Source organism: Candidatus Pseudothioglobus sp. Uisw_016, from assembly GCF_048087635.1.
In the GTDB taxonomy this organism is placed as follows: domain Bacteria; phylum Pseudomonadota; class Gammaproteobacteria; order PS1; family Pseudothioglobaceae; genus Pseudothioglobus.
This window is the reverse complement of sequence record NZ_CP159806.1, coordinates 1,685,173-1,709,800: the sequence shown is the minus strand read 5'-3', so window position 1 is coordinate 1,709,800 and position 24,628 is coordinate 1,685,173. Positions and strand designations below refer to the sequence as shown.

The window sequence follows — 24,628 nt, the reverse complement described above, 5'->3', positions numbered from 1 at the left end:
ATATTGTTATTAAATTGAAAAAGAAGAGCCACAACCACACGTGGTTTTGGCATTAGGGTTACTTACAATAAATCTTGCTCCTTGGAGATCCTCAAGATAGTCTACTGTTGAACCCATTAGATACTGATAACTCATTGGGTCGATAACTAACTCAACGCCCTGCTTATTAACACCACTATCACCTTCTTTAAGGTTTTCATCAAAAGCAAAGCCGTAGGAGAAGCCTGAACATCCTCCACCAGTAATATAAACTCTAAGCCTTAAAGCTGGGTTTTTTTCTTCCTTGATGAGTTGCGCCACCCTGCTTGCAGCACTATCGCTAAAAACTATATCAGCTTCATCTTGAATTTCAGCGGCAACCATAGGGCATCTCCAAATTATTATATATAGACTGCTTTTAAGGCAGTAAACCAATCTGTGTAAGGCCTTCCTGCTCTGCAAGTCCAAACATTAAGTTCATATTTTGGATTGCTTGTCCCGCAGCACCCTTAACTAAGTTGTCAATAACCGACATAATTACTAGTTTATTGCTGTGTTCAATATACTGAATTGAAATCTGGCAATAGTTCGATGATTTAACTGAACGCGTTTCAGGATAAGTACCTTCAGGGAGTATTTTAACAAATTCTTCGTTTTTGTAGGCATTTTCGAAATAAGGCCTAACATTGACAGATGAATCAACAAGGTCAACATAAATCGTAGCCTCTATGCCTCGAATCATAGGAAGCAAGTGGGGAACAAAAGTTAATCCAACTGGCTTCCCAGCAATAAGTTCTAGCTCTTGCTTTATTTCAGGAAAGTGTCTGTGGCCACCTACTGCATATGGCTTAAAGCTTTCAGTTATCTCACAAAGAAGAGTTGCTTGGTTAGCAATTCTTCCTGCTCCGCTAGCTCCAGATTTGCAGTCTGCAATTATGTTTGAGATATCAATTAAGCCACTCTCAAGAAGAGGCTTTAAGGCCAGAAGAACGGCTGTTGGGTAACATCCAGGATTTGCAACTAGTCGTGCATTTTTTATAGCATCTCGTCTAATTTCAGGCTGACCATATACTGCCTCCTCAAGAAGTGAAAGCTGTGAGTGTTCCATTTTGTACCAATCTGACCATAAGTCAGCATCATTAATTCTAAAGTCAGCACCCAAATCAACAACTTTGACGCCTTTTTCAAGAAAAGATTCAGCATTATCCATGGCAACCCCATGAGGCGTTGCAAAGAAAACAATATCACATTCAAATAAAGCTTTATCATCGGGAAGTGAATATACCAACTCTGAGAGACCATGCATGTTGGGGAAAACGTCTGATATTTTTTTACCTTGAAGAGCCCTTGATGTAATCGAGGTAACTTCTGCAAGTGGATGTTGATGGATGATACGCAATAGTTCAATACCGGTATATCCTGAACCACCAATTATTCCAACTTTAATTTTCATTATTCTTCATCCCCAAGCATCTTTTCTAGATAGTGAATATTCATACCACCTTTCCTAAACACTTTATCGGTCATAATTTTTCTTTGAAGTGGAATATTTGTTTTTATTCCATCAATAACCATTTCATCAAGAGCATTTTGCATCTTAATAATTGCATTATTTCGATTGTCGCCAAAAGTAATCACTTTTCCAATCATAGAGTCGTAGTATGGCGGGACATTATAGCCATTATAAATGTGAGAGTCTATTCTAACTCCAAGACCACCAGCAGCATGATACTGTGTAATTTTTCCTGGTGAAGGCATAAAAGTTTCGGGATCTTCAGCATTTATCCTACATTCAATAGCATGACCTTTAATTTCAACTTGATCTTGAGTTATTGATAACTTATCACCACTCGCAATTAAGATTTGTTCACGGACAATATCAACACCAGTAATCATTTCAGTTACTGGATGCTCAACCTGAACTCTAGTGTTCATTTCAATAAAGTAAAACTCATCATTATCGAAAAGAAATTCAAAGGTCCCAGCTCCACGATAGTTAATTTTTTTACAAGCTTCAGCACAAATATTGCCAATTTTATTTCGTAATTTTGGAGAGATTCCTGGTGCAGGAGCCTCTTCTACAACTTTTTGATGACGCCTTTGCATTGAGCAGTCTCTTTCACCAAGGTGAACTGCGTTTCCATGCTGGTCCGCTAGAATTTGAATCTCAACATGGCGAGGGGTCGTTAAGAATTTTTCCATATAAACTTCACCATTACCAAAAAAGCTTAACGCCTCAGATTGAGTGAGTCTTATTGAGTCAGCTAAGTCATCTTCAGAGTCAACAACTCGCATTCCTCGGCCACCACCACCACCAGAGGCTTTAATTATTATTGGTAGACCAATTTCTCTGGCAATTTTAATGCTTCTTTGTTCATTATCATCTAATGCTCCATTTGATCCTGGAACGCAAGGTACGCCAGAGTTTTGCATTGCCTCAATGGCAGCAACCTTGTCCCCCATAACCCTTATATTTTCTGCGTGTGGACCAATAAAGATAAAGCCACTTTGCTCAACTTGATCAGCAAAATCAGCGCTTTCAGAAAGAAATCCATATCCTGGATGAATTGCATCAGAATGTGTTACCTCGGCCGCACTTATAATAGCGGGGATATTAAGATAGCTTTTGATAGATGGGTGTGGCCCAATACAAACAGCTTCATCAGCTAACCGAACGTGCTTTAAGTCTTTATCTGCTGTTGAGTATACTGCTACAGTTTGGATTCCAAGCTCTTTGCAAGCCCTAAGAATTCGAAGTGCAATTTCACCCCGGTTAGCAATTAGAACTTTTTTTATTGAGCTCATTCGACTATGATTAGCGGTTGTCCAAATTCTACAGCTTCACCATCTTTAACAAGAATTTGAAGGACTGTCCCAGACTGCTCAGCTTCAATTTGATTCATTATCTTCATGGCTTCAACAATCCCAATGGTGTCGCCCTGTTTTACGTGCTGTCCAATTGTAACAAAAGGCTTTGCAGTTGGAGATGGGGCTGAATAGTAGGTTCCTACCATGGGAGACGTTAAGGACTGACCAATAGTTGAGGGCTGATCTGCATTTACTGGAGCCGCTGCCATTGGGGGCAAGGAGGCAGGTGCTTGTTGCTGAACAAATGAGTGACTTGGGGCAGGAGAATTTCCATATCTAGAAATTTTTACTGACTCTTCGCCTTCTTTAATTTCAATTTCTGACATTCCAGATTCCTCTAGAAGCTCCATTAGCTTTTTAACTTTTCTAATATCCATTTGCGTTCCTCTTTTATGGTTCTTTGCAACTTATTTTTGGAATTTAAATACCAATTCACATTGAAGCCATTAAGGCATGCAATGATTGCAAGTTCATGTTTTGGCTTAAAAATATAATAAATAAGCCTTTAAGACTAGATTTTAACTGTAAGTAACTAAAAGTATTTTAACATCTATTTAATCAAATATAGCTACAATTAGAAGCTTTTAGAGGAAATTAATAAATATTTATTGCAGATTATTTATGTGGTCTACAAACTCTTTAGCACTAAATTCACCAATAATTCTTTGGTCTCGAAGCTCTTGACCGTTTTTAAAAAATAATATGGCGGGTGGTCCAACAAGTGAGAATCTTGCAAGCATCGACTGATTAAAGCGATTATTCTCAGTAACGTCTAATGTGTGTTTAAGAGAATCTTCCAGAGCCTCATTGACTTGTCTATTTGAGAATACAACCCTCTCTAGCTTGTTGCAAGAAATACACCATTCTGCATAAAACTTAATGACCAGTAGGCTATTATTGTTTGAAGTTATAGCTAATAATTTATTAAATTCATCTTCATCTGTAATTACCTGAAAGTCGACACTATTTGATGAATCTAAGCTGTCCCCATAAATGATTGAGTCAAGAGGTTGCTGAATATCACCACCACCTTTTGCCACCAATAGCCATAGCAAGACGCCATAAGCTAAGAAAATCAAACATGTTGCTTTAAATAGCAAACTCCAGAAGCTAATAGGTTTAGTGATTTTGTTAAAAACACCAAGCATAATTGGCCCTAGAGTGAATAGGAGTGACCATAGAATTAGAGATAAAAGTGGACTCAGAATTCGATCCAGTAAATACAGAGAAACAGCAATCATTGAAAGACCAAAAATTTTCTTGACGTTTTCCATCCATAGTCCAGCTTTTGGCAGTGCATTGACACCCCAGCCACAAATTATTATTAAAGGGATGCCCATTCCCAGCCCCATTGCAAAAAGACTAGCAGCTCCTTTAGCAGCGCTTCCTCCAGCAATAACATAACTTAAAGCAGTCGCAAGGAATGGCGTAACACATGGACCAACAATTAGGGCAGAAAGGAACCCCATGATGCTAACACCAATGAAATCCCCACTCGTTTGCCTGTTACTTAGGTTTGTAATCTTGACCTGCAATTTAGAGGGTAGTTGAATGTCATAGTATCCAAACATTGAAAATGCTAAAAATAGAAAGATTAAACTGAAAACAATTAAGATCCAGGGAGTTTGCATTATCGCCTGAATATTTATGCCAGCTCCAAAGTAGCCTGCTGTCGCTCCAATCAAAGCATAAGCGAGAGACATTGAAAAAACGAAGACAACCGACATTAAGATAGCTCTTGGAGTGCTTGGAGCTTTCTTTTGTCCAATAATAATTCCAGACAGTATTGGGACCATTGGGTATACACAAGGTGTCCAAGAAAGAGCCAAACCAGCCAAAAACGCTGCAATTAATAAAGTTAAACCGCCTTGTTGAAACTTTTCACTGGCGCTTTTTTCTGACTTTGTTATTTGACTATTATCTTGAGAAGAAAATGCTTGAGTTCCATTAAAATCAACTTGAATGGTATCGCTCTGAGGGGGATAACAAACTCCACCTTCCCAGCAGCCTTGGTGTTCTACTGTTAATATAACTTTGTTGCTAACAATGTCGGTAAGTGAAAGAATAACCTCCACGGATGAATTGTAAATATTGACCTCACCAAAAAACTCATCAACTTTTAATTTTGACTTTGGAAACAGAGCATCTTCAATTGTTGCCTCTGTGACTGAAAAAGAAATTTTATCTTTATAGAGGTAATAGTTTTCTTTAACAATCCATCTCACAGCAATTGTATTTTCATCAACCGAAATAGCGCTTAACTTGAAAGCCTCGTTAACTTTTACTGGACGTTTTTCAAAACCTAGATTATTTTCACCCTGCAATAAAACTGATGATTGGTTGCTTTCACTTAGAGTAGATTCTTTATCAACTGAAAAAGTTTCAGCCCAGCTTGCTGAGAGAGGGACAATGATCAAAAGCAGAATGATAGAAAAAAATTGCTTCATAAAATTATTTAAAATTGGGAAACTTTATTCAAAAGAAATAGTCAAAATCTGACGGGTTTCTGAAAGAATTACAACATATATTATAGTCTAATCAAAGTTTTGCTCGTGTTACGTTTCTTGAGCGCTATAGAGCTATTTTGTATAAAATCGATTCTTTATTAATTAAGTAATTTTAATTAGTGATTTATTAAGTAAATGAATTTTTGGTGTTTTTTATGAAAAACCTTACTTTAAGTACACGCTTCACTCCATGGCTTTTTGTTTGGATATGGAGTACAGGTTTTTTGGCCGCCAAATACGGCCTTCCATACGCAGAACCATTCACTTTATTAGCATATCGTACTGCGTTTACATTAATAGTTTTGTTTTTTATATTACGAATCAATAAAAGCAGTTGGCCAAGCTCTAGATCTGCATTTTTTCATCTAATATTCGCCGGAGTATTGATTCATGGGGTATATCTTGGAGGTGTTTTTCAGGCCATTAAGTGGGGAATGCCGGCTGGATTATCCTCAATGATAATTGGTCTTCAGCCATTAGGAATGGCTTTCATGGCTGGAATAATTCTTCATGAGAGGGTATCTAGAAAACAATGGATTGGTTTAATTATTGGACTCATAGGGGTATATTTAGTTTTGTTTGAAAGGTTTGATTTAACCACTGATGGTTTTTTTAGCGGTTTTTCTTTTTGGGCAATATTGGCCGTATTTGCATCACTTTTTGGGATTTCATTAGGGGCCATTTATCAAAAGCGATTTTGCAGCGACATGGATTTAATTAGTGGAACCTGGGTTCAATATCTTGGTGCATTTATGCTTTGTATTGTTGTGGCTTTTTGTTTTGAAACTGGTGAGGTTCAATGGACTGGTCCATTTGTTATTACTCTAGCCTGGCAGGTTTTTGGGCTTTCAATTGGAGCGGTGCTCCTTTTAATGACAATGATTAAGCAGGATGCTTCAGCTAGAGTTGGTAGTTACTTTTATTTAGTTCCTGCTCTTGTAGCAATTCAGGCTTGGTATCTGTTTGGAGAGACTATGGGCATCATGGCAATAGCTGGATTCTTATTAATTGCATTTTCTGTCGCAATGACTTCATCAAAAAATAATGATTCTAAAGTAGCGCATTAAGAAGTTTATTTAAAGCAACCAATCCTTTACTTTTATGAAAATCTGAGAGTCCTTATTTGCAAGCCTCTCTACTACTCCAAAGTGATCTACATCTGGCTCTGCATGATAATCAAGCGGAGCATTATGCTCTTTCCATTTTTCAACAAATTTATTAGTTTGCCAATGAAATTCAGGAGTCTCTCCACCACCAAGTGCTACTAGAATGGGAGCGCTTGTTTTTGGTTCAAAGAAATGAGGGCTTAATGCTTTGCTTTCCTTATCATTTAAGCCTAGTGCATCACCTATTGTTGTCTCTCTAATTGGATCGAGTTGATAAAGGCCACTTATTGGAATACCTGTCTTTACAATATTTTTTGGTAAGTCATTAGACATTTGTTGCCAATCAGTTGCAAGAACCATACCAGTGATATGGCCACCTGCAGAATGTCCAGAAACGTTAATTCGATTTTTTGAAATTGAGTACTTATCAGCATTTCGCCACAACCAAATGATAGCCTCTTGTATTTTTTCAACAATATTGGTCATGCTTGCACCAGGACATAGTTGATAGCCAATAAGAGCAACATCAATCCCAGATTGCACAAATGACTCAGCTACAAAGCTATAGAATGATTTATCACCTCGCTGCCAGTATCCACCATGAATAAAAATGAATAGCGGCGCATTATCTTGTCCACAACGAAAAATATCTAGTTTATCTTTTTCACCACTTCCATATTGACAATCAATTGAGGAATCTACAGTAGCTCTGAAAGTCGCGCTTCTTTTAGTCCATTTATTAATAAGACCGTCAAAATCATCAACTAATAATCTTACGTTATAACCCTTCTCTAATATTGGATCAATGGGTTTAGTTCTTGTCATTTAAAATCCTTTTTAGTTAGTTCTACTTTTATAAAAAGTATCTTTATGGATAATTAGTCCATCACGGAATGTCAAGATATCAATACTCAAAAAGTCTTGAGTTTCACCAGATTTGAGTTTTGCAAGTCGATGAAATTCACAGTAAGCTTTGTCTCCAGAAATCCTGGTATCAATTGGGGTCCATTGAACACTCTCAACACTATTAAACAGTCCCTCGAAAATTCCTCTGATAGTATTCAGTCCAGAAAACCGAGTACCATTGATATTAGGCCCTGTTGCATGGTCAAACACCACATCTTCCGCAAAAAATGACATTACTTTATCAATATCATTTTGATTGTAGGCATTAGTAATTTTATCAAGCAGATCGGTGGTTATTCCTGCTTCTTTCGTTGAAATATTTGAATTAAAGATTGACATAGAAGTTAATTATAAATTTTTCTCACCTTTGGTTTGTAATTTCAAGAATTCTTCAGGTGAGTTGCCAAATGGCTGCATTGCGTGTTCTTTGTAAGGATTTCTCTCAGTTAGTCTTTGATACCATGCTTCAATTCCAGGCATTGATGGTCTTTTAATATCAAGGACAAAGTACTTATGTATTAAAACACCAAGAGGAATGTCACCATAAGTAAAATCATCACCAGCAACAAATTTATTATTATCTAAATGCCCCTCAAGCACTTTCAGTACTTCAGCACTCTGCTTTGCCATTTCAGCAATCTTGTTATAATCTCTTTGTGACTCTTCAGTTCGAACAAGCTGCCAAAAAACAGGAAAAAAAGTTCCCATAAAACCATCTGTAGACCAGGTCATCCATTGATCAGAGATTGCCGCCTTTTGAGGATCTTTAGGATAAAGATTACCAAAACCATACTGCCTTGCAAGATAGCGAATTATTGCATGGGATTCCCACAATACAAACCCATTGTCACGAATAGTAGGTATTTTTGAGTTAGGGTTAAGGGATTTATAATCATCAGCATCTAGATCACCTGATTCAGTTCCTATAGAGTGCCTTTTGTAATCAACACCTAACTCAGATAGAGTCCAAAGGACCTGTATAACTTGATTAGCATTTTTTCTACCCCAAACTTCTAACATTTATCTAATCTCCTATTCTTAAACTCCATCTGGATTAAACCTGGGCATAACCCTCTCAGAAAATAAAGCCATGCTTTTGAGTATTTTTTGATAGTCAAATCCTGGAAATTGTTGAAGCAGCATAATATGATTTAGACCAATTGATTTATTAAGCTTATCAATTTTCTCAGCAACATAGTCTGCATCACCAACCCATATCAGTTCATACTTCATAAGGAAATCAAACCACTCTCCATTGAGATCTTCATCAGTTGGATTGGCATCTTCATCTAGATAGGCTTTTCTAGTCCAACTTCCTTCTGGTCTCGAACCACTTAGATATTCATAATAGCCATTGATTGCAGCTCTAGCATCTTTGTCAGCCTGCTCCATTGTTTCAGCAACATAAATAACAGTGCATACTCCAACACCATCCCCTCTTTGGTATTTTGCCCCATCATGTGACTCTGCATTGGCATAGGCATCCCAACAACTTACAAGCTTTCCTGGAGGGCTCGACATGCCAATCACCTTAAATCCTCTCTCAGCAGCTAATTTATAGGTGTGTGGTGAATTCGACATTAGCCATACTGGAGGATGTGGATTTTGATAAGGCCTAGGATGGATATACATACCAGTATATTCACCTTCTTTTGAGTGATATTCTTTTTCAAGAGGCATTAAGAATCGGTTTGTTTCTTTCCAACCGGGAACAGGGAACTCATAAAACTCTCCCTTATGTGAAAATGGATCTTGGGTCCATGCTTTTAATATGACTTCAAGAGACTCCATGAATAGTCTGTAGCTTTTTTCATTATCTCTTCGATCAGCCTCTTTATTGAATTGAATTGTCACCCTTTCATTAATACCCTTGGCAACACCAAAATCAACCCTTCCTTCAGTCATGTTGTCAAGCAGTGCTATATCTTCTGCCACTCTTAATGGATGCCAATCAGGAAGAACGATTGGTGCCTGACCTACTCTTATTCTTTTTGAGTGAGAAGCTAGATCAAGAGACATCATTATTGGATTAGGTGGAGCATTTAGATAACCATTGTGTGCAAAGTGATGCTCTGTAAGCCAAACAGTTGTGAAATCAGCCTGTTCAGCTAAATTCGTTTGCTCACGCATCATTTTAACAACACGATTCCAAGGAATATTTTCCCCTGGATTAAAAAATGGAACAAAATCAAATCTCATAGATATCCAAAAGTCATTTAAGTTATATCCAAATAATTGTAAGAATTTTTTGGCACTTAAATCTCACCAGCATTCTCTAAAACTTTTCTTGCAATTTTAAAACACTCAACTCCTTGAGGAACTCCGCAATAGATTGCAATAACATGGAGTATTGATTTAATCTCATCCTTACTTACTCCATTCGTTAAAGCTCCTTTGAGATGGATTTCCCATTCATCCATTTTTCCAAGGGCAGCAATCATTGTTAGATTCATCATAGACCTAGTTTTTTCATTAATGGTGTCATCACCCCATCCAAAGCCCCAGCACCACTCAGTCATTTGTTTTTGAAAGTCTTCGTTAAAATCATCAGCGGCCTCTAGGTTTTTTTCTACATAGTCACTTCCAAGGGTTGCTTTTCTCTTTGATAAGCCTAGTTCGAATAATTCTTTGTCCATTATTTACTCCGTTAATTTTTTAAAGATTATTTATCTCATTATAAAAGGATTGCTCATTGGTTCAGAAGAGGTATTAATCCAGGTTGTTTTAGTTCTAGTGTATTCATGAATAGCATCTATGCCAGCCTCTCTGCTACCACCACTTTGCTTCACTCCACCAAAAGGAGCAATAGGTGATATTGCTCGATAAGTATTAATCCAAACAATCCCAGACTGTATTTTTTCACTAACGCGATGAGCTCTTGCTAGGTTTTCAGTAAATACTCCTGCACCAAGACCATAAGCAGAGTCATTTGCCATCCTTATGGCTTCTTCCTCAGTGTCAAATGCAATGACACTTATTACTGGTGCAAATAGTTCTGTTTTAACGCAATCAAATTCCTGATTAGGACAATCAAGTAGAGTAGGCTCAAAGTACCATCCTTCTTTTTTATGACTTGGCTTGTTCCCTCCAAAAATAAGGCTAGCTCCTTGCTTAATAGACTGTTTAACAACGCTTAGCGCTCTTTCGACCTGATGTTTTGTGGCAAGAGGACCAACCTGTGTATCACTATCTAAGGGGTCACCAACTATAATATTTTTTGTGCGCTCTTTAATCTTGTCAACTATTTTAGAGTGTATTGATCTTTGAATAAAAACGCGCGAGCCAGCAACACAGCTTTGCCCAGAAGCTCCAAAGTTTCCTGCAATAATGCCATTTACTGCCCCATCAATATTGCAGTCTTCAAATATTAGCATGGGTGATTTACCACCAAGCTCAAGACTTACATGAGCAAAGTTTTCAGCACTATTCCTAACAATATGTCTCGCAACTTCAGTGCCTCCAGTAAAAGCAATTCTCGCAACTTTTGGATGCGTAGTTAATACGCGCCCACAGGGCTCTGCAAAGCCAGTTATGATATTTATAACTCCAGGAGGAAAGCCACTTTTTTCAACCAATTCAGCAAATTTAAATAATGCAGCTGGGGCCTGCTCCGACGCTTTTACTACTAGTGTATTGCCAGCAGCTAAGGCAGGAGCTATTTTGGTTGCTGAAAGAAAGAGTTGAGCATTCCAAGGAACAATAGCAACAACAACCCCAATAGGTTCACGGGTTGTAAAAACACGCATATCAGGCTTGTCAATAGGAAGAACTTCTCCCTGTATTTTGTCTGCTAGGCCCGCATAGTAATAGTAGTAGTCAGAAACATAGCTGGATTGAGCGCGAGTTTCAACCGCTAACTTTCCACTATCCCTAGTCTCGAGATCACCTAATTCGCTAGCATGTTCAGAGATTAAATCACCAAGCCTATGAATTAACTTACCTCTTTGAGTGGGGGTAAGGCTTGACCAGGCACCATCATAGAGTGCTTTATGTGCAGACTCTATAGCAAAGTTAGACTCATCTTCTGTCGCAGATGGAAAGGTTGCCCATGGCATACCATTTGCAGGATTAAGAGTCTCAAAGCGCTCTGATCCAGAACTAAACTTACCATTAATGTAGTGTTTAAAGTGCTCCATGTCCCATCCTCTTTAAGTAAATTCAGGCATCACTTTTTCAATAAAAAGCTCTAAAGATTTCTTTTTCTTTTCAAAGCTCATGCTACTATCAATCCAGTAACTATATTCGTCAAAACCAAGATTCTCGCAAAACTTAATACGCTCAATAACTTTATCAGGAGTTCCTATAATACTATTTTGACGCATTTTTTCAGGTGAGTACATTTCAATCTTAGACATTTCTTCTTCCGTAAGTTTCTCAATAAGCCCTTGATTAATAGGTCTTTCATTTTTAAACCATGCACCAAAATAACAGTAGAATCTAGATATATCTTTAGCGCCTTGAACAACTTCTTCTTCACTCTCACCCACAAATGTATGGCGTAATACCATTATTTTTGGACGCTCTATATCTTTAAATTTCTCACAGGAGTTATTGAATTTTTCCATCAATGAGACAACCTCATCATCACCAAGCCATAGAGGAGTTACTTGAACATTGCAGCCCTGCTGAACTGCAAAGTCATGAGAATGTTGATCCCTTGCTGCAATCCAAATGGGCGGGTGAGGGGATTGAAGGGGTTTTGGTGAGCTAGTAGTTTTTGGGAAGGACCAGTGTTCTCCTTCACCTGTGTAGTCACCTCTCCACAAGCCCTTAATTGCTGGGACAATCTCTCTCATAGAGCTTCCAGCTGAAAAAGGATCTATACCATCTGCAAGGCGGTCATACTCAAAAGAGTAAGCTCCCCGAGCTATACCAATTTCAAGCCGACCTCCTGAAATAATATCGGTCATTGCTGCTTCTTCAGCAAGTTTTATTGGGTGCCAAAAAGGAGCAATAATTGTTCCAGTTCCAAGCCTAACATTCTTTGTTTTGTTGGCTAAATCAGCTAGATTTACAAATGGATTTGGAGCAATAGTGAAGTTCATGCCGTGATGTTCACCAGTCCATATTGTTTTGAAACCTGACCTATCAGCTATTTGACATAACTCGACATACTCCTCATACAAGCGCTTTTGCGACTGCTCCTCATCTATTCTTTCCATTTGTATAAATAAAGAAAAATTCATATTAATAGCTCCTACACATTTTGATTAGTTTTACTTATAGCCTCTACATTGCCTTCACTTTCCTTACCCACAAATACTCCGAAAGCATTTAAATCTCTTTCTGCAATATAGCGTTTAAGCATTATTCTACTTGCATCATCAGCTAGAAGTTCAAACGGTATTGAATCAAATTCATAGAATTGTCCAGTAGTTATAGATGAGCCATCTTCGACTTTTGTGCGGTAATATATAAGACTAGTTTTATCATCATTATTTTCAAATACTGAAAATAGATAGTGTTCATTAATATGTATTTTTTGCTTTTGGAGACTTCCAAGAAGACTTTCTTCGTCAGAAGTTGAACCCAGTCTTGAAGCATTTGGGAAATAAAGCATTCCAGTTGTTTGATCTGTAAGAAGAAATATTTTTTTTCGCCATTCAATTAACGCCCCAACAATTATTTTTGTGTTTTTATTTTCCATTGCAAGGAGCATTTTTTGTTCAAGTCCGAGATTAACATAATTTCCTCGTAAATAAACCAGTGGGGTTTGGGGATTGTATCCAAACTCCCTTACCTTACCAATAAGAATAAGGTGATCACCACCCTCTATAATATTATCCGTATCACAATCAAACCAGGCAACTGAGTCAGATATGATAGGGCTTCCTGTAGTTTTTGATTTCCAAGAAATATTTTTAAAGCGATCAGTTTCAGGGCTTGCAAAAGTGGTTGATATATGTTGCTGACTTTCAGAGAGAACACTAACTGCAAAACTTCCACCTTTAGAAAACGACTCTATGTTGAAAGACTCCTTGTCAATACATATCAATATTAATTGAGGCTCTAACGACACTGAAGTGAAAGAGTTCGCAGTAAATCCTACTGGACTTCCATCTTTATCTTTGGCTGTAACCACAGTTACCCCTGTTGGAAAAGAGCCAAGTGCTTGTCTTAGATCCCGTGTTTCTTCTGTTTTCATTTAGTAGTATTGGTAGTGTTATTAAGAAAATGTTCTATTATTGAGTTAACTTTTTTTGCCGATATATATGCCATCATATGCGCCTCACTTTCAATGGAATCACTCCAGCTATTTGGAGTTTCTTGAGCCATTTGTTCAGACATTAGCGAAGTAGAATTAGGGTCTTCACTCCCGGTTAAGTATAAAACAGGTGGTTGTAAGTTTGAAAGATTATTTACAAAAACTCGATCAGATGTAGCAAATAAATAGTAAGCTTCTGCGTAAGCTTTTGGCGAGGTATTGTTAAGCCAGCTTCGAACATTATTAATCTTCAGTAAATCATCAGGGCTGGTTTTGTTTTTAAACCACCTTTCAAGTGTTTGACTAATATTAGTTATTTGTTGAGATTTAAAGACATCTTTAGCCCTCATAATTACATCATCTTGGGCTTTTTTAGTTCTCTTAAAGACAATATTTATGGGAATGAGTGTGTCAACTTTTCTAGGATATTTTAATGCGAATGCAACCGCAATAATTGCCCCCATTGAGTGTCCAATTAATGAAAAGTTTGTAACTCCAATCTCATTAACAAGATTGTATAGTTGAGTTACATAGTCTTCTAGGGTGAGTTTGTCCTTTTTGAGCACGCTTTTTCCATGACCTAAAAAGTCATAAGTTATTACGCGATAATCTTTTGAAAAATGTTCAACTTGAGGCTGCCATATTTCTCCACACATTCCAACACCATGTATAAAGATCAATGTAGCAGGTTCGTCTCCAAAGATTTTGTAGGCTGTACCATCTTTATCAAAAAGAGAGGGGATATCTGAATAATTGCTTAATTCAAGGTCTTTCACAAGCCAGTCCATTTATAAATGTTTGTAAAATATTCTTACAGGGCACACACCTTTTTCTCTCACTGCCTGCCGACTTGAGTAATAAGAAATATAGAGTATTAAATGTTATGTGTCAAGGGACAAAAATATGCGATTTTTTTAAGAATATGGCTTATTATCTAAAAAAAATTACTTGATATCTAAAAAAATGATTAAAAAATGGTAATTTGACTATTTTTGTATATAAAAACATTGTTATTAGTTAAAAAATAGCTAAAAATAGCTCATTTTTATGACAATTAATGTATTTATATCAAAAAATACCCTTAAATAGTGTTTTTAACTCATCATTTACGAAGCAATCTATAACTAGGTGGTACCTATCAATATTGCTATTATTGCTTACGGAATGATGTTTCGTAACGTCAAGGTAGTAATAGTGCCCTGTTTTGAGATTAAATAACTTGCCTTTTAGATCATTTTCATTTTCATAAAAAGTAAAAATAACATCATTATTGGTCCTAATAGGAATATGAAGCCTGACAATCTTTTTATTTTTAATATCATCATCTATATTGTCTGTATGCTTTTTAAGAGTCTTGCCTGCAACTAATTTTGTAAATCGAATTCTCTCAAAATTACAAGGTAGCTTAGAGATCATCTCACTTATTGGCTTCATAATAGGTTCATTGAATAGCGAAGTCCACTGCAATTGAGTGTCAACTTCTACCTTTGTATCTACAAAACCTGGTTTAAATATATCTGATGCATTTGAGCCAAACCCGTGAAGAGATAATGCTGTCCAAATATTATTGTTTTTATAAGGCGTTATTTGAGTTAACAGTTGAAAATTCATTCCATCGAGGTAATCCGCAACACCTGATAAATCACCCTCATAGGGCTCTATTGGAATTCTTAAATTATGCACTTAATTCTATTACGATTTTTAGTTGTTAGTATGTGTCGATATGCCTAGTGAAGTTCCAGCAAGAACTTTATCTGAATCGGACCCATCAAGAACCCAGCCATTTGTTAGCATTCTTGTCATGTATTGTTTGTTATATAGGAAACTTACAATAATTTGCCAAATACCACCAGTTACTATCGTGAAAAGAAGATGAAGCGCCCCAACACCTAATTCACCTCTAAACAATGGAACAAACCAACCAAAGATGAGATATGTCCAACTATAACCATAAAAACCTGTCTTCACCATTCCACTTTGAGTGTGCTTGATATTTATTTTTGTTGCCATTTATATTTATTCATTTGAAAGCATCTCTAAATTATATTTCAATATAAACACAGAGTGAACAAAAGTATCTCAGAAATAACTGAATTGAAGCCCTCTTAAAGTAGGACATTCTGGCAGTCTAAAACTGTGTAGTGAAATCAAGGGCTTTTTCACCACTAATAAAGCCATTTTTGTATATGGATTTTCTGCCACATATTTTTTGTGTCCTGTAACATTTTGCAAATGAAAAACTTTACAGTTACCTACTATGTAGAAAATCATGAAGAGGTGGATTTTGTTACATATGATTTTGATGCAGAAAATTTAGAGTCACTTCAACTTCAACTTCAACAAAGTGAAGGGATTTCTCAAAGATGGTGGAAACATTTCTACACTCAACACTTAGCACCTGATCAAACAACTAGTCTTGATGATATTACTGATTGGGGTTATTTTTATATTGAAGATACAGATGGTAATGTGGCGTTTTGCAACAATGATGAGTATCTTGAACTACTTCTTAAAGATAAACAAACATTTATTAATAAGTTAATAAAGAAGAATATAACAAATCCAGTAGTCGTTCATCAAAGTAAGAAGAGTTAAATCCAGTTGTATTTTTGACTGACTGATTTTGTAAGTTGGAGACACCTAACAAAGTCATATTTATAATAAAATAAAAATTATGATGAATAACTTTGTTAAACACTCAATAATTAGATTTGTTACAAAAGAATTGACAACGATTATTGATGACACTAAATCATCAACCTATAACTTTACTAAGGTCAGAACAAACTTTTCAGATGATTCCTTTAATATCACTAGAGTTGACGGAATGTCTGAAGGATCATTACATATGTTAATTCACAGAATTATGTACGTAGAAAAACACTATCTGAGGTTTTTAGATTCTGAAATGATGAATGAAGTTGAAGAAGACCCACATTCAAGATGGTGGGTTGATCATGATCATGAGGATTATGAAAAGATTGATGAATTTTTATCTGATATTTATTATGATTGTATCTTTAATGTTTACGAGTACCTAACTAATGACATTGGTAGTGATGTCAAGGATGAATTTAAAGATTATTTAAATCTTTAATTTAAAGTAAATTTACATTTAGGATAACCACTACATCCTACAAACTGGGCACCTCTTTTTGACCATGATTTTTATTTAACAGTCTCCAGTTTGATTGAATTTTTTGACAAATTTAAAGTCGCACTAATAGAATCTAGATACAATAAGTACTCTGATGAACAGGATAAAAGTATTGTGCCTATTGTTAACTTTGTTTTTTCCAATCATGATTAATTCAAGTGGAAAAATAAATTTAGAAGAATATATTAATTCATTCTCATGGGACAAAAGAATAGTCCTATTTATTACAAAAGATATTCATTTCATTAATGAAACTGACGATTTTTTTAAAACAAATAGTTGTGAAAATGAAGCAAGAAATTTGAAGTACATTAGAATTGTTGGAGATGATATTAATAAATATACTATTCCAGATAGATATAAGAATAAATATGGACTTTGGTTAATTGGTTATGATGGTGGAGACAAATCATATTCAAATGACACCTCATTACTAAAAGAAATTCACAATATTATTGATGCAATGACAATAAGAAAGAGTGAAATGTCTGAACAAAATGAAAAATGTAATTAAGGTTTTGTAACTGATTTACTTACACGTTTGTTTTTTTTGTCCTATTGGAGCAGGGGTTGTAGAGGGGTCGGTTATTGTACGACTATTACCAGTGCTGGGCGGACTAATCGACCATTTAAAGTAAATCCAACTTGGATAACCTCTAAAACAGTGTTTGATATTTTGTCTGGCATCGGCGCCATAGTTACTGCCTCATGCAATTCTGGGTTAAATTTTTCATCAACAGGATTTATAGCCTCAACTCCAAATTTTTCAAGAGTTGACATAAAAACTTTATTTGTAAGCTCAATTCCTTCAATTGTATTTGCTAGAGTTGCATTTTCATCCATTGCTAGCTTAAGTCCCATTGAAAGAGAGTCGTTGACCTCTAATAGGGCTTTAACAAAACCATCAAGTGCATATTTATGGGCATTCTCAAGATCTTTTGATGTACGTCTTTTAAGGTTTTCCATCTCAGCTTGGGAGCGTAAAAGCTTATCCCAATTATCTTTTGCAGATTGCTGTGCCTCTAAAAGCTGAGTCGCTAAATCTTCATTTTTGTTATCATCAAGTACATCTTCTTGAGCCTCATTAGAGGTATCATCTTGAGTTTTTTGTTCTTTCTTTTTTGTCATTTTTTAACCAAACTAATGTATATTTAACATGTTATGTAGTTACTTTTTAGTATATTTCAAGGCCTATGTTTAATTCTATTGGCGTTATCTGTAAACCAAACGATTTTACCAGTCAAAAAACTGCCCTGGAGCTTGGTGTTCTCCTTAAAGATCTTGGTGTTATTTTGTTGGAGGATCAAAAAGACTTTGAGAAAAATGCTGATCTAATTATTGTTGTTGGTGGTGACGGTACCATATTGAATACCGCAAGAACTTATGTAGACTTCAATATTCCTATACTTGGAGTTAATTTAGGACGCCTTGGTTTTCTTGCTGACGTTTCAGTTGACTCAATGACGCCAGTTGTTAGTGCGGTTCTAAATGGTGAGTTTATCAAAGAGAAAAGATCTCTTTTAAGCTGTCAAATTGAACAAAATGGTAAAGTATTGTCAAAACATCTAGCATTTAATGAGGTGGTAATTCATAGGAATGAAACTCCAAGAATGATAGAGTTTGAACTGAATGTTGATGGAGACTTTGTGAACAATCAGAGGGCAGATGGAATTATAGTTACCACACCTACTGGCTCTACTGCGTATGCACTTTCTAGCGGAGGCCCAATTATGCACCCGAGTACAAATGCGATTTGCCTAGTATCAATCAGCCCTCATACAATGAGTCATAGACCGTTCATTCTTGATGGCGAAAGTGAGGTATTGATTACTCTTTTAGATTGCGAAGATAGGGCAACAATTAGTTTTGATGCTCAGTCCTCAGTTCATGCATCAGAAGGGGTTGCTCTTAGAGTGAAGCAACATGAAAATTTTGTCCATCTAATTCATCCAAAAGGTTACGACTATTTTGAAATTATCAGGTCAAAGCTTCATTGGGGCCAAAAAGTTTAATAAATTAAAGATATGCTTGAGCACTTACATGTAAAAAATTTAGTTGTTGTCGAAGACTTAAGTATTGAGTTTAAGTCTGGCATGACTGTTGTGACGGGTGAGACAGGTGCAGGTAAATCAATCTTAATTCAGGCATTAAGTTTAGTTGTTGGAGGTCGTTCTGATTCCTCTCTCGTTAGGAAAGGCGCAAGTAAGGCTGAAATTGTGGCTACATTTAGTTTGAATTCTGGAACCGAGCTTAGAACTTTTTTAGAGGGCTTGGATTTAGAAAATGAGAATGAGTGCATCTTACGAAGAGTTATTGCTTCAGATGGAAAGTCTCGTTCATACGTCAATGGTTCTAATGTGCCTTTATCAACACTAAAAGATATTGGCAGTTTTTTGATTGATATGCATGGCCAAAATGAGCATCAGCTGTTACTTCGAGCGAACCATCATCGCTTACTACTTGATGATTATGCCGGCACTCAAAAGCAGTGTGAAGAGGTAAATAATATTGTCCACAACTATCAAGCGGTCAAGAATGAGGTTGAAAACTTACAAAATAATAACTCTCTCCTTGCAGCCCAAAAAGAGTTAATAACCCATCAACTGAATGAGCTTATTCAAGCTGAAATGACTCAGGATGAGCTTGATAATATTGAGGATGACTATAAAGTCTCAACAAACGCAAGCGAGCTTGTTGAAAAAATTTCTAAGATAATAAACTCTCTTGACAACGAAAAAGGCGTTAATAATGTGTTAATTGAGAGTGAAAATATTGTTAATCAGTCGAAAGAGCTTGATTCGCGGTTAGACACAATTCATTCATTGCTGGCTAGTGCCCAGCTTCAGGTTCAAGAAGGAATTTATGACTTGACAGATTACCTTGGTAAGATTAGCAGCCAAGAAGATAATTCAGCACAACTTAGCTCTAGAATTAATGAGCTTCATGAGCTTGGTCGTAAGCACAATTGTCGAATTCAAGGACTACTTGAGGCACAATTAGCTTTGCAAGAAAATCTTAATATGTTGGGCTCATCGAGCGATAAGATAGAACAGTTATTACTCGCGCAAAGTAAATTTGAGAAAGAATATTATGCTAAGTCAAAGTTGTTGAGTGCTGAAAGGGTAATTGCTAGCAAGTCTCTTTCAAAAGAGGTTACAAGCTTAATGCAAAAACTTGGAATGCCTGGGAGTCAAATTACTTTTAGCATTAACTCTTCTGAAGGATCTGTAAGGGCTAATGGTATGGAGGACATTATCATTCTTACAAAAACTAACGCTGGACAGGATTTTAAGCCACTAGGTAAAGTAGCCTCAGGTGGAGAGTTATCAAGAATATCTCTAGCACTTTCAGTTGTCACAAGTAAAACTGAACTCACCCCATCAGTTGTATTTGATGAAGTCGACGTAGGTATCAGTGGATCAGTTGCTGAAATTGTTGGCCAAATGTTAAAAAAATTATCAAATCGATATCAAATTATTTGTGTAACCCACCTTGCTCAGGTTGCAGCTCAGGGACAAGATCATATGAAGGTTGTAAAAACGCAAAAAAATGGCTCAACTTTTACCCAAGTTGCAAGCCTAAGTCCAAAAGAAAGGACGGACGAAGTGGCAAGAATCTTAGGCGGGATTATAATCAGTGATAAGACTCGAATAGCTGCTGAAGAGATGATAAATTCAAGCTCTTAATCAACTGAATTTTTTTTGAAAATAAGCTTTAATAAATTGCGTAAATTTATTTTGCTTCACAGTAAATAAATTGTCTTTGTAGGACTTGACTATTAAACATTAAATTGTATAATATTTCGTTTGTGCATAGTCAGGGTGAATATCGAAAAAGTGAAATCAATAAGCTCACTTATTCAATACTTTCTCCTAGCTTTAATTGTTGTTTTTTATGCCACTGATGGTTTTGCAGTTGCCGCCTTTTATGGTGCCTTAGTAAGTTTAAGCAATACCTGGATATTTAATTGGTATACAAAAAAACAAAAAGCATTGGTTGATGCTGATGCACAAAAAAGCTTTAGGATGGCGATCAGCAGCAGTATCATTAGGATGCTCTCTCTAATCCTACTAGCTTTAATTGGACTTGGTTTTTTAGAACTTGAGCCCGCAGCTCTCTGTTTGAGTTTAGTTGTTGGTCAGGTAGGATTTATATTAGATAGGTTAAGGCAAAAATAATGGCAAGTGGTGAACTAACATCTGGCGCTTATATTAAGCACCATTTACAAAATTTAACTTACGGAAAATTTCCAGATGGTCATTGGGGGTTTGCTGAAAGTGCTTTAGAAGCAAAAGAAATGGGTTTCATGGCTTTCCATGTTGATACTCTTGGATTTTCTTTTGTTTTAGGCGCGCTATTTTTATTCTTTTTTGCTAGAGCAGCAAAACGTGCTTCTATTGACGCTCCAAGTGGGTTTCAAAATTTTGTAGAAAGCATTATTGAATTTATTGATGAAAATGTACGTGGTTCTTTCAGTGGTAAAAACCCTATGGTTGCCCCTCTTGCTTTAACGACATTTATTTGGATAATCTTAATGAATACGATGGATTTAGTGCCTGTTGATTGGCTTCCATCTCTAGCTGTTGTTCTAGGTATTGATTTTCTTAAGGTGGTTCCAACAACCGACCCTAATGCTACATTCGGAATGTCTATCGGTATTTTCATATTAATTCTTTACTACAGTATTAAAGAAAAAGGCCTTGGTGGATTTGTAGGCGAACTAACGCTCCATCCTTTTGGTAAATGGATGTTGCCTTTTAACTTCTTTTTAGAAGGGGTGAACTTACTGGCAAAGCCAGTTTCTCTTGCATTACGTTTATTTGGAAACATGTATGCAGGTGAAATGATCTTCATTCTAATCGCACTGTTGCCATTCTGGATTCAGTGGAGCCTGTCTTTACCGTGGGCTATTTTTCATATCTTAATTGTATTACTTCAGGCATTTATCTTTATGACTTTAGTGATTGTATATATGGATATGGCACACCAAAAAGAGCATTAATTTTTTTTTAAACAGTTTTTATAAGTAGGAGTAAAAAATGGAACAAAGTATATTATTTTTAGCAGGATCTATTTTAATGGGTTTAGGTGCATTAGGCGCTGCTGTAGGTATCGGTATTCTTGGTGCTAAATTCATTGAAGGTGCTGCGCGTCAGCCGGAACTTATTCCAATGCTAAGAACACAAATGTTTATTGTTATGGGGCTTGTTGATGCGGTACCTATGATCGCAGTTGGTATATCAATGTATATATTGTTTGCGGTTGCTGGATAAATTGTATTCTTTTAATAATTAAGGGTATTAAGTTATGAATATTAACCTTACACTCATTGGGCAAACAATCATGTTTGCCATGTTTGTCTTGTTCTGCATGAAGTTTGTTTGGCCTCCACTCGTTGAGGCAATGGCTGCTCGCAAAAAGGCAATCGAAGATGGATTAAAAGCTGCAGAACTTGGAAAAGAAGAGCATGCTTTAGCCCAGAAAAATGCTGAAGATCTAATAGAAAGCACTAAAACCCAAGCGGCTGAAATTATTGCAAATGCTGATAAACAAGCTAATGGAATGATTGATAAAGCTAAAGGCACAGCTTCTGAAGAGGCTGATAAGATTAAAGCACACGCTAAGTCTGAACTAGACCAAGAGGTTGTGAAGGCACGTAATGAGCTTAAAAATCAAGTCTCAACTTTGGTTATGCAGGGAGTCAACTCAGTTTTAGAGAAAGAAGTTGATGCTAAGGCACATAAAGATATGCTTTCTAAGTTGTCTCAATCACTCTAGGACGGTAGGATGGAATTATCAACAATTGCCAAGCCATACGCTCAAGCGATTTTTGAAATTGCTGAACAAAGTAATTCTGTTTTAGGATGGAGTGACTTTTTAGCTGCTGCTACTGTAATTATGGCTGATAAAAATACAAAGACTTTTATTGCATCTCCAAGCAAAAGTAAAAATCAAAAATTTGATTTAATTTCTGCTTTAATTGCAAGAATGACTTCAAAAGATTTAAGTAAACAAGAGGCGGCTTTTATTAATCTTGTTTTAAACAACGATCGTTCGAGTGCAATTAGCAGTATAGCTAATGTGTTTGAATCGACAGTTTCTAATGCTAACAAGAGCAAGAACTTTAAAGTTATTAGCGCTTATGAGCTTAGTGAAGACGAACAACAAGCAATCGTTAAAGATTTAACAAGTAAACATAAAACAACTGTATCTGTTGAAACTGAAATTGATGTGACCCTTAAAGGTGGTGTCATTATTAAAGAAGGTGATAAGGTAATTGATACATCAATTAAGGCAAAAGTAGATGCTCTAGGTGTCTCCTTGTCTGTAAATTAATTTTATAAAGAGAGGTTAGTTATGCAATTAAATGCTTCTGAAATCAGTGATTTAATTAAAAAAGAAATAGAGGGGTTTGACTTTTCAGCTGAAGCTCGCACAGAAGGCACAGTAATTAGTGTAAGTGATGGAATCGTTCGTATTCATGGTCTAGCAGATGCTCAGTTTGGTGAGATGCTAGAATTTCCAGGAAATACTTTTGGTTTAGCGCTTAACCTTGAACAAGATTCTGTTGGTGCAGTTGTATTAGGTGATTACCTTCACATTTCAGAAGGCGACACTGTTAAGTGTACAAATCGAATTATGGAAGTGCCAGTTGGTAATGAGCTGCTTGGACGCGTTGTTAATCCTCTTGGAGTAGACCTAGAAGGTAAGGGAGAAATAAAAACATCTATCACTCGCCCAATTGAAGTTGTTGCTCCTGGCGTTATTGAAAGACAATCAGTTGATCAACCAATTCAAACTGGTATTAAGGCGATTGATGCAATGGTTCCAATTGGACGTGGACAGCGCGAACTTATTATTGGTGATCGCCAAACTGGAAAAACTGCCGTTGCAATTGATGCCATTATTAATCAAAAAGGTACAGGCGTTAAATGTATCTATGTTGCAATTGGACAAAAGGCGTCTTCAATTGCTACTGTAGTTCGCAAGCTAGAAGAGCATGGAGCATTAGAGCATACTATTATTGTTGCTGCAGCCGCTTCTGACTCTGCAGCTCTTCAATATATTGCTCCTTACGCTGGATGTGCAATGGGCGAATATTTCAGAGATCGTGGCGAAGATGCACTAATTGTTTATGATGATTTGACAAAGCAAGCATGGGCATACCGCCAAGTATCGCTTCTTTTAAAGCGCCCACCAGGACGTGAAGCATATCCAGGGGATGTATTCTATCTTCACTCTCGTTTATTAGAAAGAGCATCAAGAGTTAACGCGGAGTATGTAGAAAAAGTAACAAATGGAGAGGTGAAAGGTAAGACAGGTTCTTTGACAGCTCTTCCTATAATTGAAACTCAGGCTGGAGACGTTTCGGCGTTTGTTCCAACAAATGTAATTTCCATTACAGACGGTCAAATCTTCTTAGAAACAGACCTATTTAATTCTGGTATTCGACCGGCAATTAATGCGGGCCTTTCAGTTTCTAGAGTTGGCGGTGCAGCACAAACGAAAATTGTTAAAAAGCTTGGTGGTAGTATTCGCCTTGACTTAGCACAGTATCGTGAATTAGCGGCGTTTGCTCAGTTTGCATCTGATTTAGATGCTGAAACTAAAGCTCAAATTGATCGAGGCATACGCGTAACCGAACTAATGAAGCAAGCACAATACTCCCCTCTAAATGTTGCTGAAACTGCGACGTCACTTTTTGCTGCTAATTCTGGCGCACTAGATGATGTTGAGGCGAATAAAGTTGTTGCATTTGAAGGCGCACTCTTAGCTTATATGAATGCTAATCAGGCTGAATTGATGGCATCTATTAATGAGTCTGGTGACTACAATGATGATATATCAGCAAAACTTCAAGCTGCTATTGATGATTTTAAAGCTAACAATACCTGGTAGA

At 36.5% G+C, this 24,628-nt stretch carries 29 protein-coding genes and 1 pseudogene; 12 read left to right on the top strand and 18 right to left on the bottom strand.

The window, feature by feature from the left end; translation table 11 throughout:
• Positions 1–9: 9 nt before the first annotated feature.
• The 5 genes from erpA to dsbD all read right to left on the bottom strand — a co-directional run bounded on the left by erpA (position 10) and on the right by dsbD (position 5,294).
• Complete coding sequence (gene erpA, locus ABXT69_RS08720) at positions 10–363, bottom strand: iron-sulfur cluster insertion protein ErpA (RefSeq protein WP_416678005.1); 354 nt, start codon at positions 361–363, stop codon at positions 10–12.
• A 34-nt stretch (positions 364–397) separates the two neighbouring features.
• Positions 398–1,432 (bottom strand): N-acetyl-gamma-glutamyl-phosphate reductase, encoded by a 1,035-nt coding sequence (gene argC, locus ABXT69_RS08715; RefSeq protein ID WP_416678004.1) that lies wholly within the window; start codon positions 1,430–1,432, stop codon positions 398–400.
• A complete protein-coding gene (accC, locus tag ABXT69_RS08710) occupies positions 1,432–2,784 on the bottom strand; it encodes an acetyl-CoA carboxylase biotin carboxylase subunit (RefSeq protein WP_416678002.1) in 1,353 nt (450 codons plus the stop codon). The genes argC and accC overlap by 1 nt, the downstream gene beginning before the upstream one ends.
• On the bottom strand, positions 2,781–3,224 hold the full coding sequence (gene accB, locus ABXT69_RS08705) for an acetyl-CoA carboxylase biotin carboxyl carrier protein (RefSeq protein ID WP_416678001.1): 444 nt from the start codon (positions 3,222–3,224) through the stop codon (positions 2,781–2,783). The genes accC and accB overlap by 4 nt, the downstream gene beginning before the upstream one ends.
• A 228-nt stretch (positions 3,225–3,452) precedes the next feature.
• A complete protein-coding gene (gene dsbD, locus ABXT69_RS08700) occupies positions 3,453–5,294 on the bottom strand; it encodes a protein-disulfide reductase DsbD (protein WP_416677999.1) in 1,842 nt (613 codons plus the stop codon).
• Positions 5,295–5,509: 215 nt separating this feature from the next.
• On the opposite strand from dsbD, the gene ABXT69_RS08695 reads away from it, so the two are divergent.
• Positions 5,510–6,421 (top strand): DMT family transporter, encoded by a 912-nt coding sequence (locus tag ABXT69_RS08695; protein ID WP_416677998.1) that lies wholly within the window; start codon positions 5,510–5,512, stop codon positions 6,419–6,421.
• Between the two features lie 9 nt (positions 6,422–6,430).
• On the opposite strand, the gene ABXT69_RS08690 is transcribed toward ABXT69_RS08695, so the two are convergent.
• The 11 genes from ABXT69_RS08690 to ABXT69_RS08640 form a co-directional block, all read right to left on the bottom strand.
• On the bottom strand, positions 6,431–7,285 hold the full coding sequence (locus ABXT69_RS08690; protein ID WP_416677996.1) for an alpha/beta hydrolase: 855 nt from the start codon (positions 7,283–7,285) through the stop codon (positions 6,431–6,433).
• 12 nt (positions 7,286–7,297) lie between these two features.
• Positions 7,298–7,705, bottom strand: coding sequence for a nuclear transport factor 2 family protein (locus ABXT69_RS08685; protein WP_416677995.1), 408 nt, complete (start codon positions 7,703–7,705; stop codon positions 7,298–7,300).
• A gap of 9 nt (positions 7,706–7,714) precedes the next feature.
• On the bottom strand, positions 7,715–8,386 hold the full coding sequence (locus ABXT69_RS08680; RefSeq protein ID WP_416651999.1) for a glutathione S-transferase family protein: 672 nt from the start codon (positions 8,384–8,386) through the stop codon (positions 7,715–7,717).
• Between the two features lie 18 nt (positions 8,387–8,404).
• Positions 8,405–9,565: an LLM class flavin-dependent oxidoreductase gene (locus ABXT69_RS08675; protein ID WP_416677994.1), complete on the bottom strand. Its 1,161-nt coding sequence runs from the start codon at positions 9,563–9,565 to the stop codon at positions 8,405–8,407.
• A 56-nt stretch (positions 9,566–9,621) separates the two neighbouring features.
• Positions 9,622–10,002: a carboxymuconolactone decarboxylase family protein gene (locus ABXT69_RS08670; protein ID WP_416677993.1), complete on the bottom strand. Its 381-nt coding sequence runs from the start codon at positions 10,000–10,002 to the stop codon at positions 9,622–9,624.
• Positions 10,003–10,032: 30 nt separating this feature from the next.
• Complete coding sequence (locus ABXT69_RS08665) at positions 10,033–11,502, bottom strand: aldehyde dehydrogenase (RefSeq protein ID WP_416677992.1); 1,470 nt, start codon at positions 11,500–11,502, stop codon at positions 10,033–10,035.
• 12 nt (positions 11,503–11,514) lie between these two features.
• Positions 11,515–12,552: an LLM class flavin-dependent oxidoreductase gene (locus tag ABXT69_RS08660; protein WP_416677990.1), complete on the bottom strand. Its 1,038-nt coding sequence runs from the start codon at positions 12,550–12,552 to the stop codon at positions 11,515–11,517.
• An 11-nt stretch (positions 12,553–12,563) separates the two neighbouring features.
• Entirely contained in the window at positions 12,564–13,511 is a 948-nt protein-coding gene (locus ABXT69_RS08655) for a flavin reductase family protein (protein WP_416677989.1), read from the bottom strand.
• Positions 13,508–14,359 carry an alpha/beta fold hydrolase gene (locus tag ABXT69_RS08650; RefSeq protein ID WP_416677988.1) on the bottom strand — a complete coding sequence of 284 codons (852 nt, stop codon included), beginning with the start codon at positions 14,357–14,359 and terminating at the stop codon, positions 13,508–13,510. The genes ABXT69_RS08655 and ABXT69_RS08650 overlap by 4 nt, the downstream gene beginning before the upstream one ends.
• 280 nt (positions 14,360–14,639) lie before the next feature.
• Positions 14,640–15,254 carry an aspartyl/asparaginyl beta-hydroxylase domain-containing protein gene (locus ABXT69_RS08645; protein ID WP_416677987.1) on the bottom strand — a complete coding sequence of 205 codons (615 nt, stop codon included), beginning with the start codon at positions 15,252–15,254 and terminating at the stop codon, positions 14,640–14,642.
• 18 nt (positions 15,255–15,272) lie between these two features.
• On the bottom strand, positions 15,273–15,581 hold the full coding sequence (locus ABXT69_RS08640; RefSeq protein WP_416651985.1) for a hypothetical protein: 309 nt from the start codon (positions 15,579–15,581) through the stop codon (positions 15,273–15,275).
• A gap of 222 nt (positions 15,582–15,803) precedes the next feature.
• Here ABXT69_RS08640 and ABXT69_RS08635 point away from each other — a divergent pair, with 222 nt between their 5' ends.
• Entirely contained in the window at positions 15,804–16,166 is a 363-nt protein-coding gene (locus ABXT69_RS08635) for a hypothetical protein (protein ID WP_416651983.1), read from the top strand.
• Positions 16,167–16,245: 79 nt separating this feature from the next.
• Entirely contained in the window at positions 16,246–16,668 is a 423-nt protein-coding gene (locus ABXT69_RS08630; protein WP_416677986.1) for a hypothetical protein, read from the top strand.
• Here ABXT69_RS08630 and ABXT69_RS08625 read toward each other — a convergent pair.
• A pseudogene (locus ABXT69_RS08625) lies at positions 16,665–16,730 on the bottom strand (topoisomerase DNA-binding C4 zinc finger domain-containing protein); the annotation flags it as partial. The gene ABXT69_RS08630 and the pseudogene ABXT69_RS08625 sit on opposite strands and share 4 nt — an antisense overlap.
• 128 nt (positions 16,731–16,858) lie before the next feature.
• On the opposite strand from ABXT69_RS08625, the gene ABXT69_RS08620 reads away from it, so the two are divergent.
• Positions 16,859–17,242 (top strand): DUF4174 domain-containing protein, encoded by a 384-nt coding sequence (locus ABXT69_RS08620; RefSeq protein ID WP_416677984.1) that lies wholly within the window; start codon positions 16,859–16,861, stop codon positions 17,240–17,242.
• 71 nt (positions 17,243–17,313) lie between these two features.
• Here ABXT69_RS08620 and grpE read toward each other — a convergent pair whose 3' ends face one another.
• Positions 17,314–17,856, bottom strand: coding sequence for a nucleotide exchange factor GrpE (gene grpE / locus ABXT69_RS08615; RefSeq protein ID WP_416677983.1), 543 nt, complete (start codon positions 17,854–17,856; stop codon positions 17,314–17,316).
• 65 nt (positions 17,857–17,921) lie between these two features.
• Here grpE and ABXT69_RS08610 point away from each other — a divergent pair, with 65 nt between their 5' ends.
• From ABXT69_RS08610 to atpA, 8 genes are all read left to right on the top strand, one after another.
• Positions 17,922–18,740 (top strand): NAD(+)/NADH kinase, encoded by an 819-nt coding sequence (locus ABXT69_RS08610; protein ID WP_416677982.1) that lies wholly within the window; start codon positions 17,922–17,924, stop codon positions 18,738–18,740.
• 12 nt (positions 18,741–18,752) lie between these two features.
• A complete protein-coding gene (gene recN, locus ABXT69_RS08605) occupies positions 18,753–20,414 on the top strand; it encodes a DNA repair protein RecN (RefSeq protein WP_416677981.1) in 1,662 nt (553 codons plus the stop codon).
• Positions 20,415–20,564: 150 nt separating this feature from the next.
• On the top strand, positions 20,565–20,906 hold the full coding sequence (locus tag ABXT69_RS08600; protein ID WP_416677980.1) for an ATP synthase subunit I: 342 nt from the start codon (positions 20,565–20,567) through the stop codon (positions 20,904–20,906).
• Positions 20,906–21,730, top strand: a complete 825-nt coding sequence (atpB, locus tag ABXT69_RS08595; protein ID WP_416651969.1) for a F0F1 ATP synthase subunit A — start codon at positions 20,906–20,908, stop codon at positions 21,728–21,730. Before ABXT69_RS08600 ends, atpB begins: the two co-directional genes overlap by 1 nt.
• Before the next feature lie 37 nt (positions 21,731–21,767).
• A complete protein-coding gene (atpE, locus tag ABXT69_RS08590; protein WP_416651967.1) occupies positions 21,768–22,001 on the top strand; it encodes a F0F1 ATP synthase subunit C in 234 nt (77 codons plus the stop codon).
• A gap of 34 nt (positions 22,002–22,035) precedes the next feature.
• Positions 22,036–22,506 (top strand): F0F1 ATP synthase subunit B, encoded by a 471-nt coding sequence (locus tag ABXT69_RS08585; protein WP_416651964.1) that lies wholly within the window; start codon positions 22,036–22,038, stop codon positions 22,504–22,506.
• Positions 22,507–22,515: 9 nt separating this feature from the next.
• Complete coding sequence (locus ABXT69_RS08580) at positions 22,516–23,064, top strand: F0F1 ATP synthase subunit delta (RefSeq protein WP_416677979.1); 549 nt, start codon at positions 22,516–22,518, stop codon at positions 23,062–23,064.
• Between the two features lie 21 nt (positions 23,065–23,085).
• On the top strand, positions 23,086–24,627 hold the full coding sequence (atpA, locus tag ABXT69_RS08575) for a F0F1 ATP synthase subunit alpha (protein WP_416677978.1): 1,542 nt from the start codon (positions 23,086–23,088) through the stop codon (positions 24,625–24,627).
• Position 24,628 lies beyond the last annotated feature (1 nt).

What these genes read in the sequence shown, in the direction of transcription:
- erpA (WP_416678005.1), bottom strand. Translation starts at nt 363, where the DNA reads ATGGTTGCCGCTGAAATTCAAGATGAAGCTGATATAGTTTTTAGCGAT.
- argC (WP_416678004.1), bottom strand. Translation starts at nt 1,432, where the DNA reads ATGAAAATTAAAGTTGGAATAATTGGTGGTTCAGGATATACCGGTATT.
- accC (WP_416678002.1), bottom strand. Translation starts at nt 2,784, where the DNA reads ATGAGCTCAATAAAAAAAGTTCTAATTGCTAACCGGGGTGAAATTGCA.
- accB (WP_416678001.1), bottom strand. Translation starts at nt 3,224, where the DNA reads ATGGATATTAGAAAAGTTAAAAAGCTAATGGAGCTTCTAGAGGAATCT.
- dsbD (WP_416677999.1), bottom strand. Translation starts at nt 5,294, where the DNA reads ATGAAGCAATTTTTTTCTATCATTCTGCTTTTGATCATTGTCCCTCTC.
- ABXT69_RS08695 (WP_416677998.1), top strand. Translation starts at nt 5,510, where the DNA reads ATGAAAAACCTTACTTTAAGTACACGCTTCACTCCATGGCTTTTTGTT.
- ABXT69_RS08690 (WP_416677996.1), bottom strand. Translation starts at nt 7,285, where the DNA reads ATGACAAGAACTAAACCCATTGATCCAATATTAGAGAAGGGTTATAAC.
- ABXT69_RS08685 (WP_416677995.1), bottom strand. Translation starts at nt 7,705, where the DNA reads ATGTCAATCTTTAATTCAAATATTTCAACGAAAGAAGCAGGAATAACC.
- ABXT69_RS08680 (WP_416651999.1), bottom strand. Translation starts at nt 8,386, where the DNA reads ATGTTAGAAGTTTGGGGTAGAAAAAATGCTAATCAAGTTATACAGGTC.
- ABXT69_RS08675 (WP_416677994.1), bottom strand. Translation starts at nt 9,565, where the DNA reads ATGAGATTTGATTTTGTTCCATTTTTTAATCCAGGGGAAAATATTCCT.
- ABXT69_RS08670 (WP_416677993.1), bottom strand. Translation starts at nt 10,002, where the DNA reads ATGGACAAAGAATTATTCGAACTAGGCTTATCAAAGAGAAAAGCAACC.
- ABXT69_RS08665 (WP_416677992.1), bottom strand. Translation starts at nt 11,502, where the DNA reads ATGGAGCACTTTAAACACTACATTAATGGTAAGTTTAGTTCTGGATCA.
- ABXT69_RS08660 (WP_416677990.1), bottom strand. Translation starts at nt 12,552, where the DNA reads ATGAATTTTTCTTTATTTATACAAATGGAAAGAATAGATGAGGAGCAG.
- ABXT69_RS08655 (WP_416677989.1), bottom strand. Translation starts at nt 13,511, where the DNA reads ATGAAAACAGAAGAAACACGGGATCTAAGACAAGCACTTGGCTCTTTT.
- ABXT69_RS08650 (WP_416677988.1), bottom strand. Translation starts at nt 14,359, where the DNA reads ATGGACTGGCTTGTGAAAGACCTTGAATTAAGCAATTATTCAGATATC.
- ABXT69_RS08640 (WP_416651985.1), bottom strand. Translation starts at nt 15,581, where the DNA reads ATGGCAACAAAAATAAATATCAAGCACACTCAAAGTGGAATGGTGAAG.
- ABXT69_RS08635 (WP_416651983.1), top strand. Translation starts at nt 15,804, where the DNA reads ATGAAAAACTTTACAGTTACCTACTATGTAGAAAATCATGAAGAGGTG.
- ABXT69_RS08630 (WP_416677986.1), top strand. Translation starts at nt 16,246, where the DNA reads ATGATGAATAACTTTGTTAAACACTCAATAATTAGATTTGTTACAAAA.
- grpE (WP_416677983.1), bottom strand. Translation starts at nt 17,856, where the DNA reads ATGACAAAAAAGAAAGAACAAAAAACTCAAGATGATACCTCTAATGAG.
- ABXT69_RS08610 (WP_416677982.1), top strand. Translation starts at nt 17,922, where the DNA reads ATGTTTAATTCTATTGGCGTTATCTGTAAACCAAACGATTTTACCAGT.
- recN (WP_416677981.1), top strand. Translation starts at nt 18,753, where the DNA reads ATGCTTGAGCACTTACATGTAAAAAATTTAGTTGTTGTCGAAGACTTA.
- atpB (WP_416651969.1), top strand. Translation starts at nt 20,906, where the DNA reads ATGGCAAGTGGTGAACTAACATCTGGCGCTTATATTAAGCACCATTTA.
- atpE (WP_416651967.1), top strand. Translation starts at nt 21,768, where the DNA reads ATGGAACAAAGTATATTATTTTTAGCAGGATCTATTTTAATGGGTTTA.
- ABXT69_RS08585 (WP_416651964.1), top strand. Translation starts at nt 22,036, where the DNA reads ATGAATATTAACCTTACACTCATTGGGCAAACAATCATGTTTGCCATG.
- ABXT69_RS08580 (WP_416677979.1), top strand. Translation starts at nt 22,516, where the DNA reads ATGGAATTATCAACAATTGCCAAGCCATACGCTCAAGCGATTTTTGAA.
- atpA (WP_416677978.1), top strand. Translation starts at nt 23,086, where the DNA reads ATGCAATTAAATGCTTCTGAAATCAGTGATTTAATTAAAAAAGAAATA.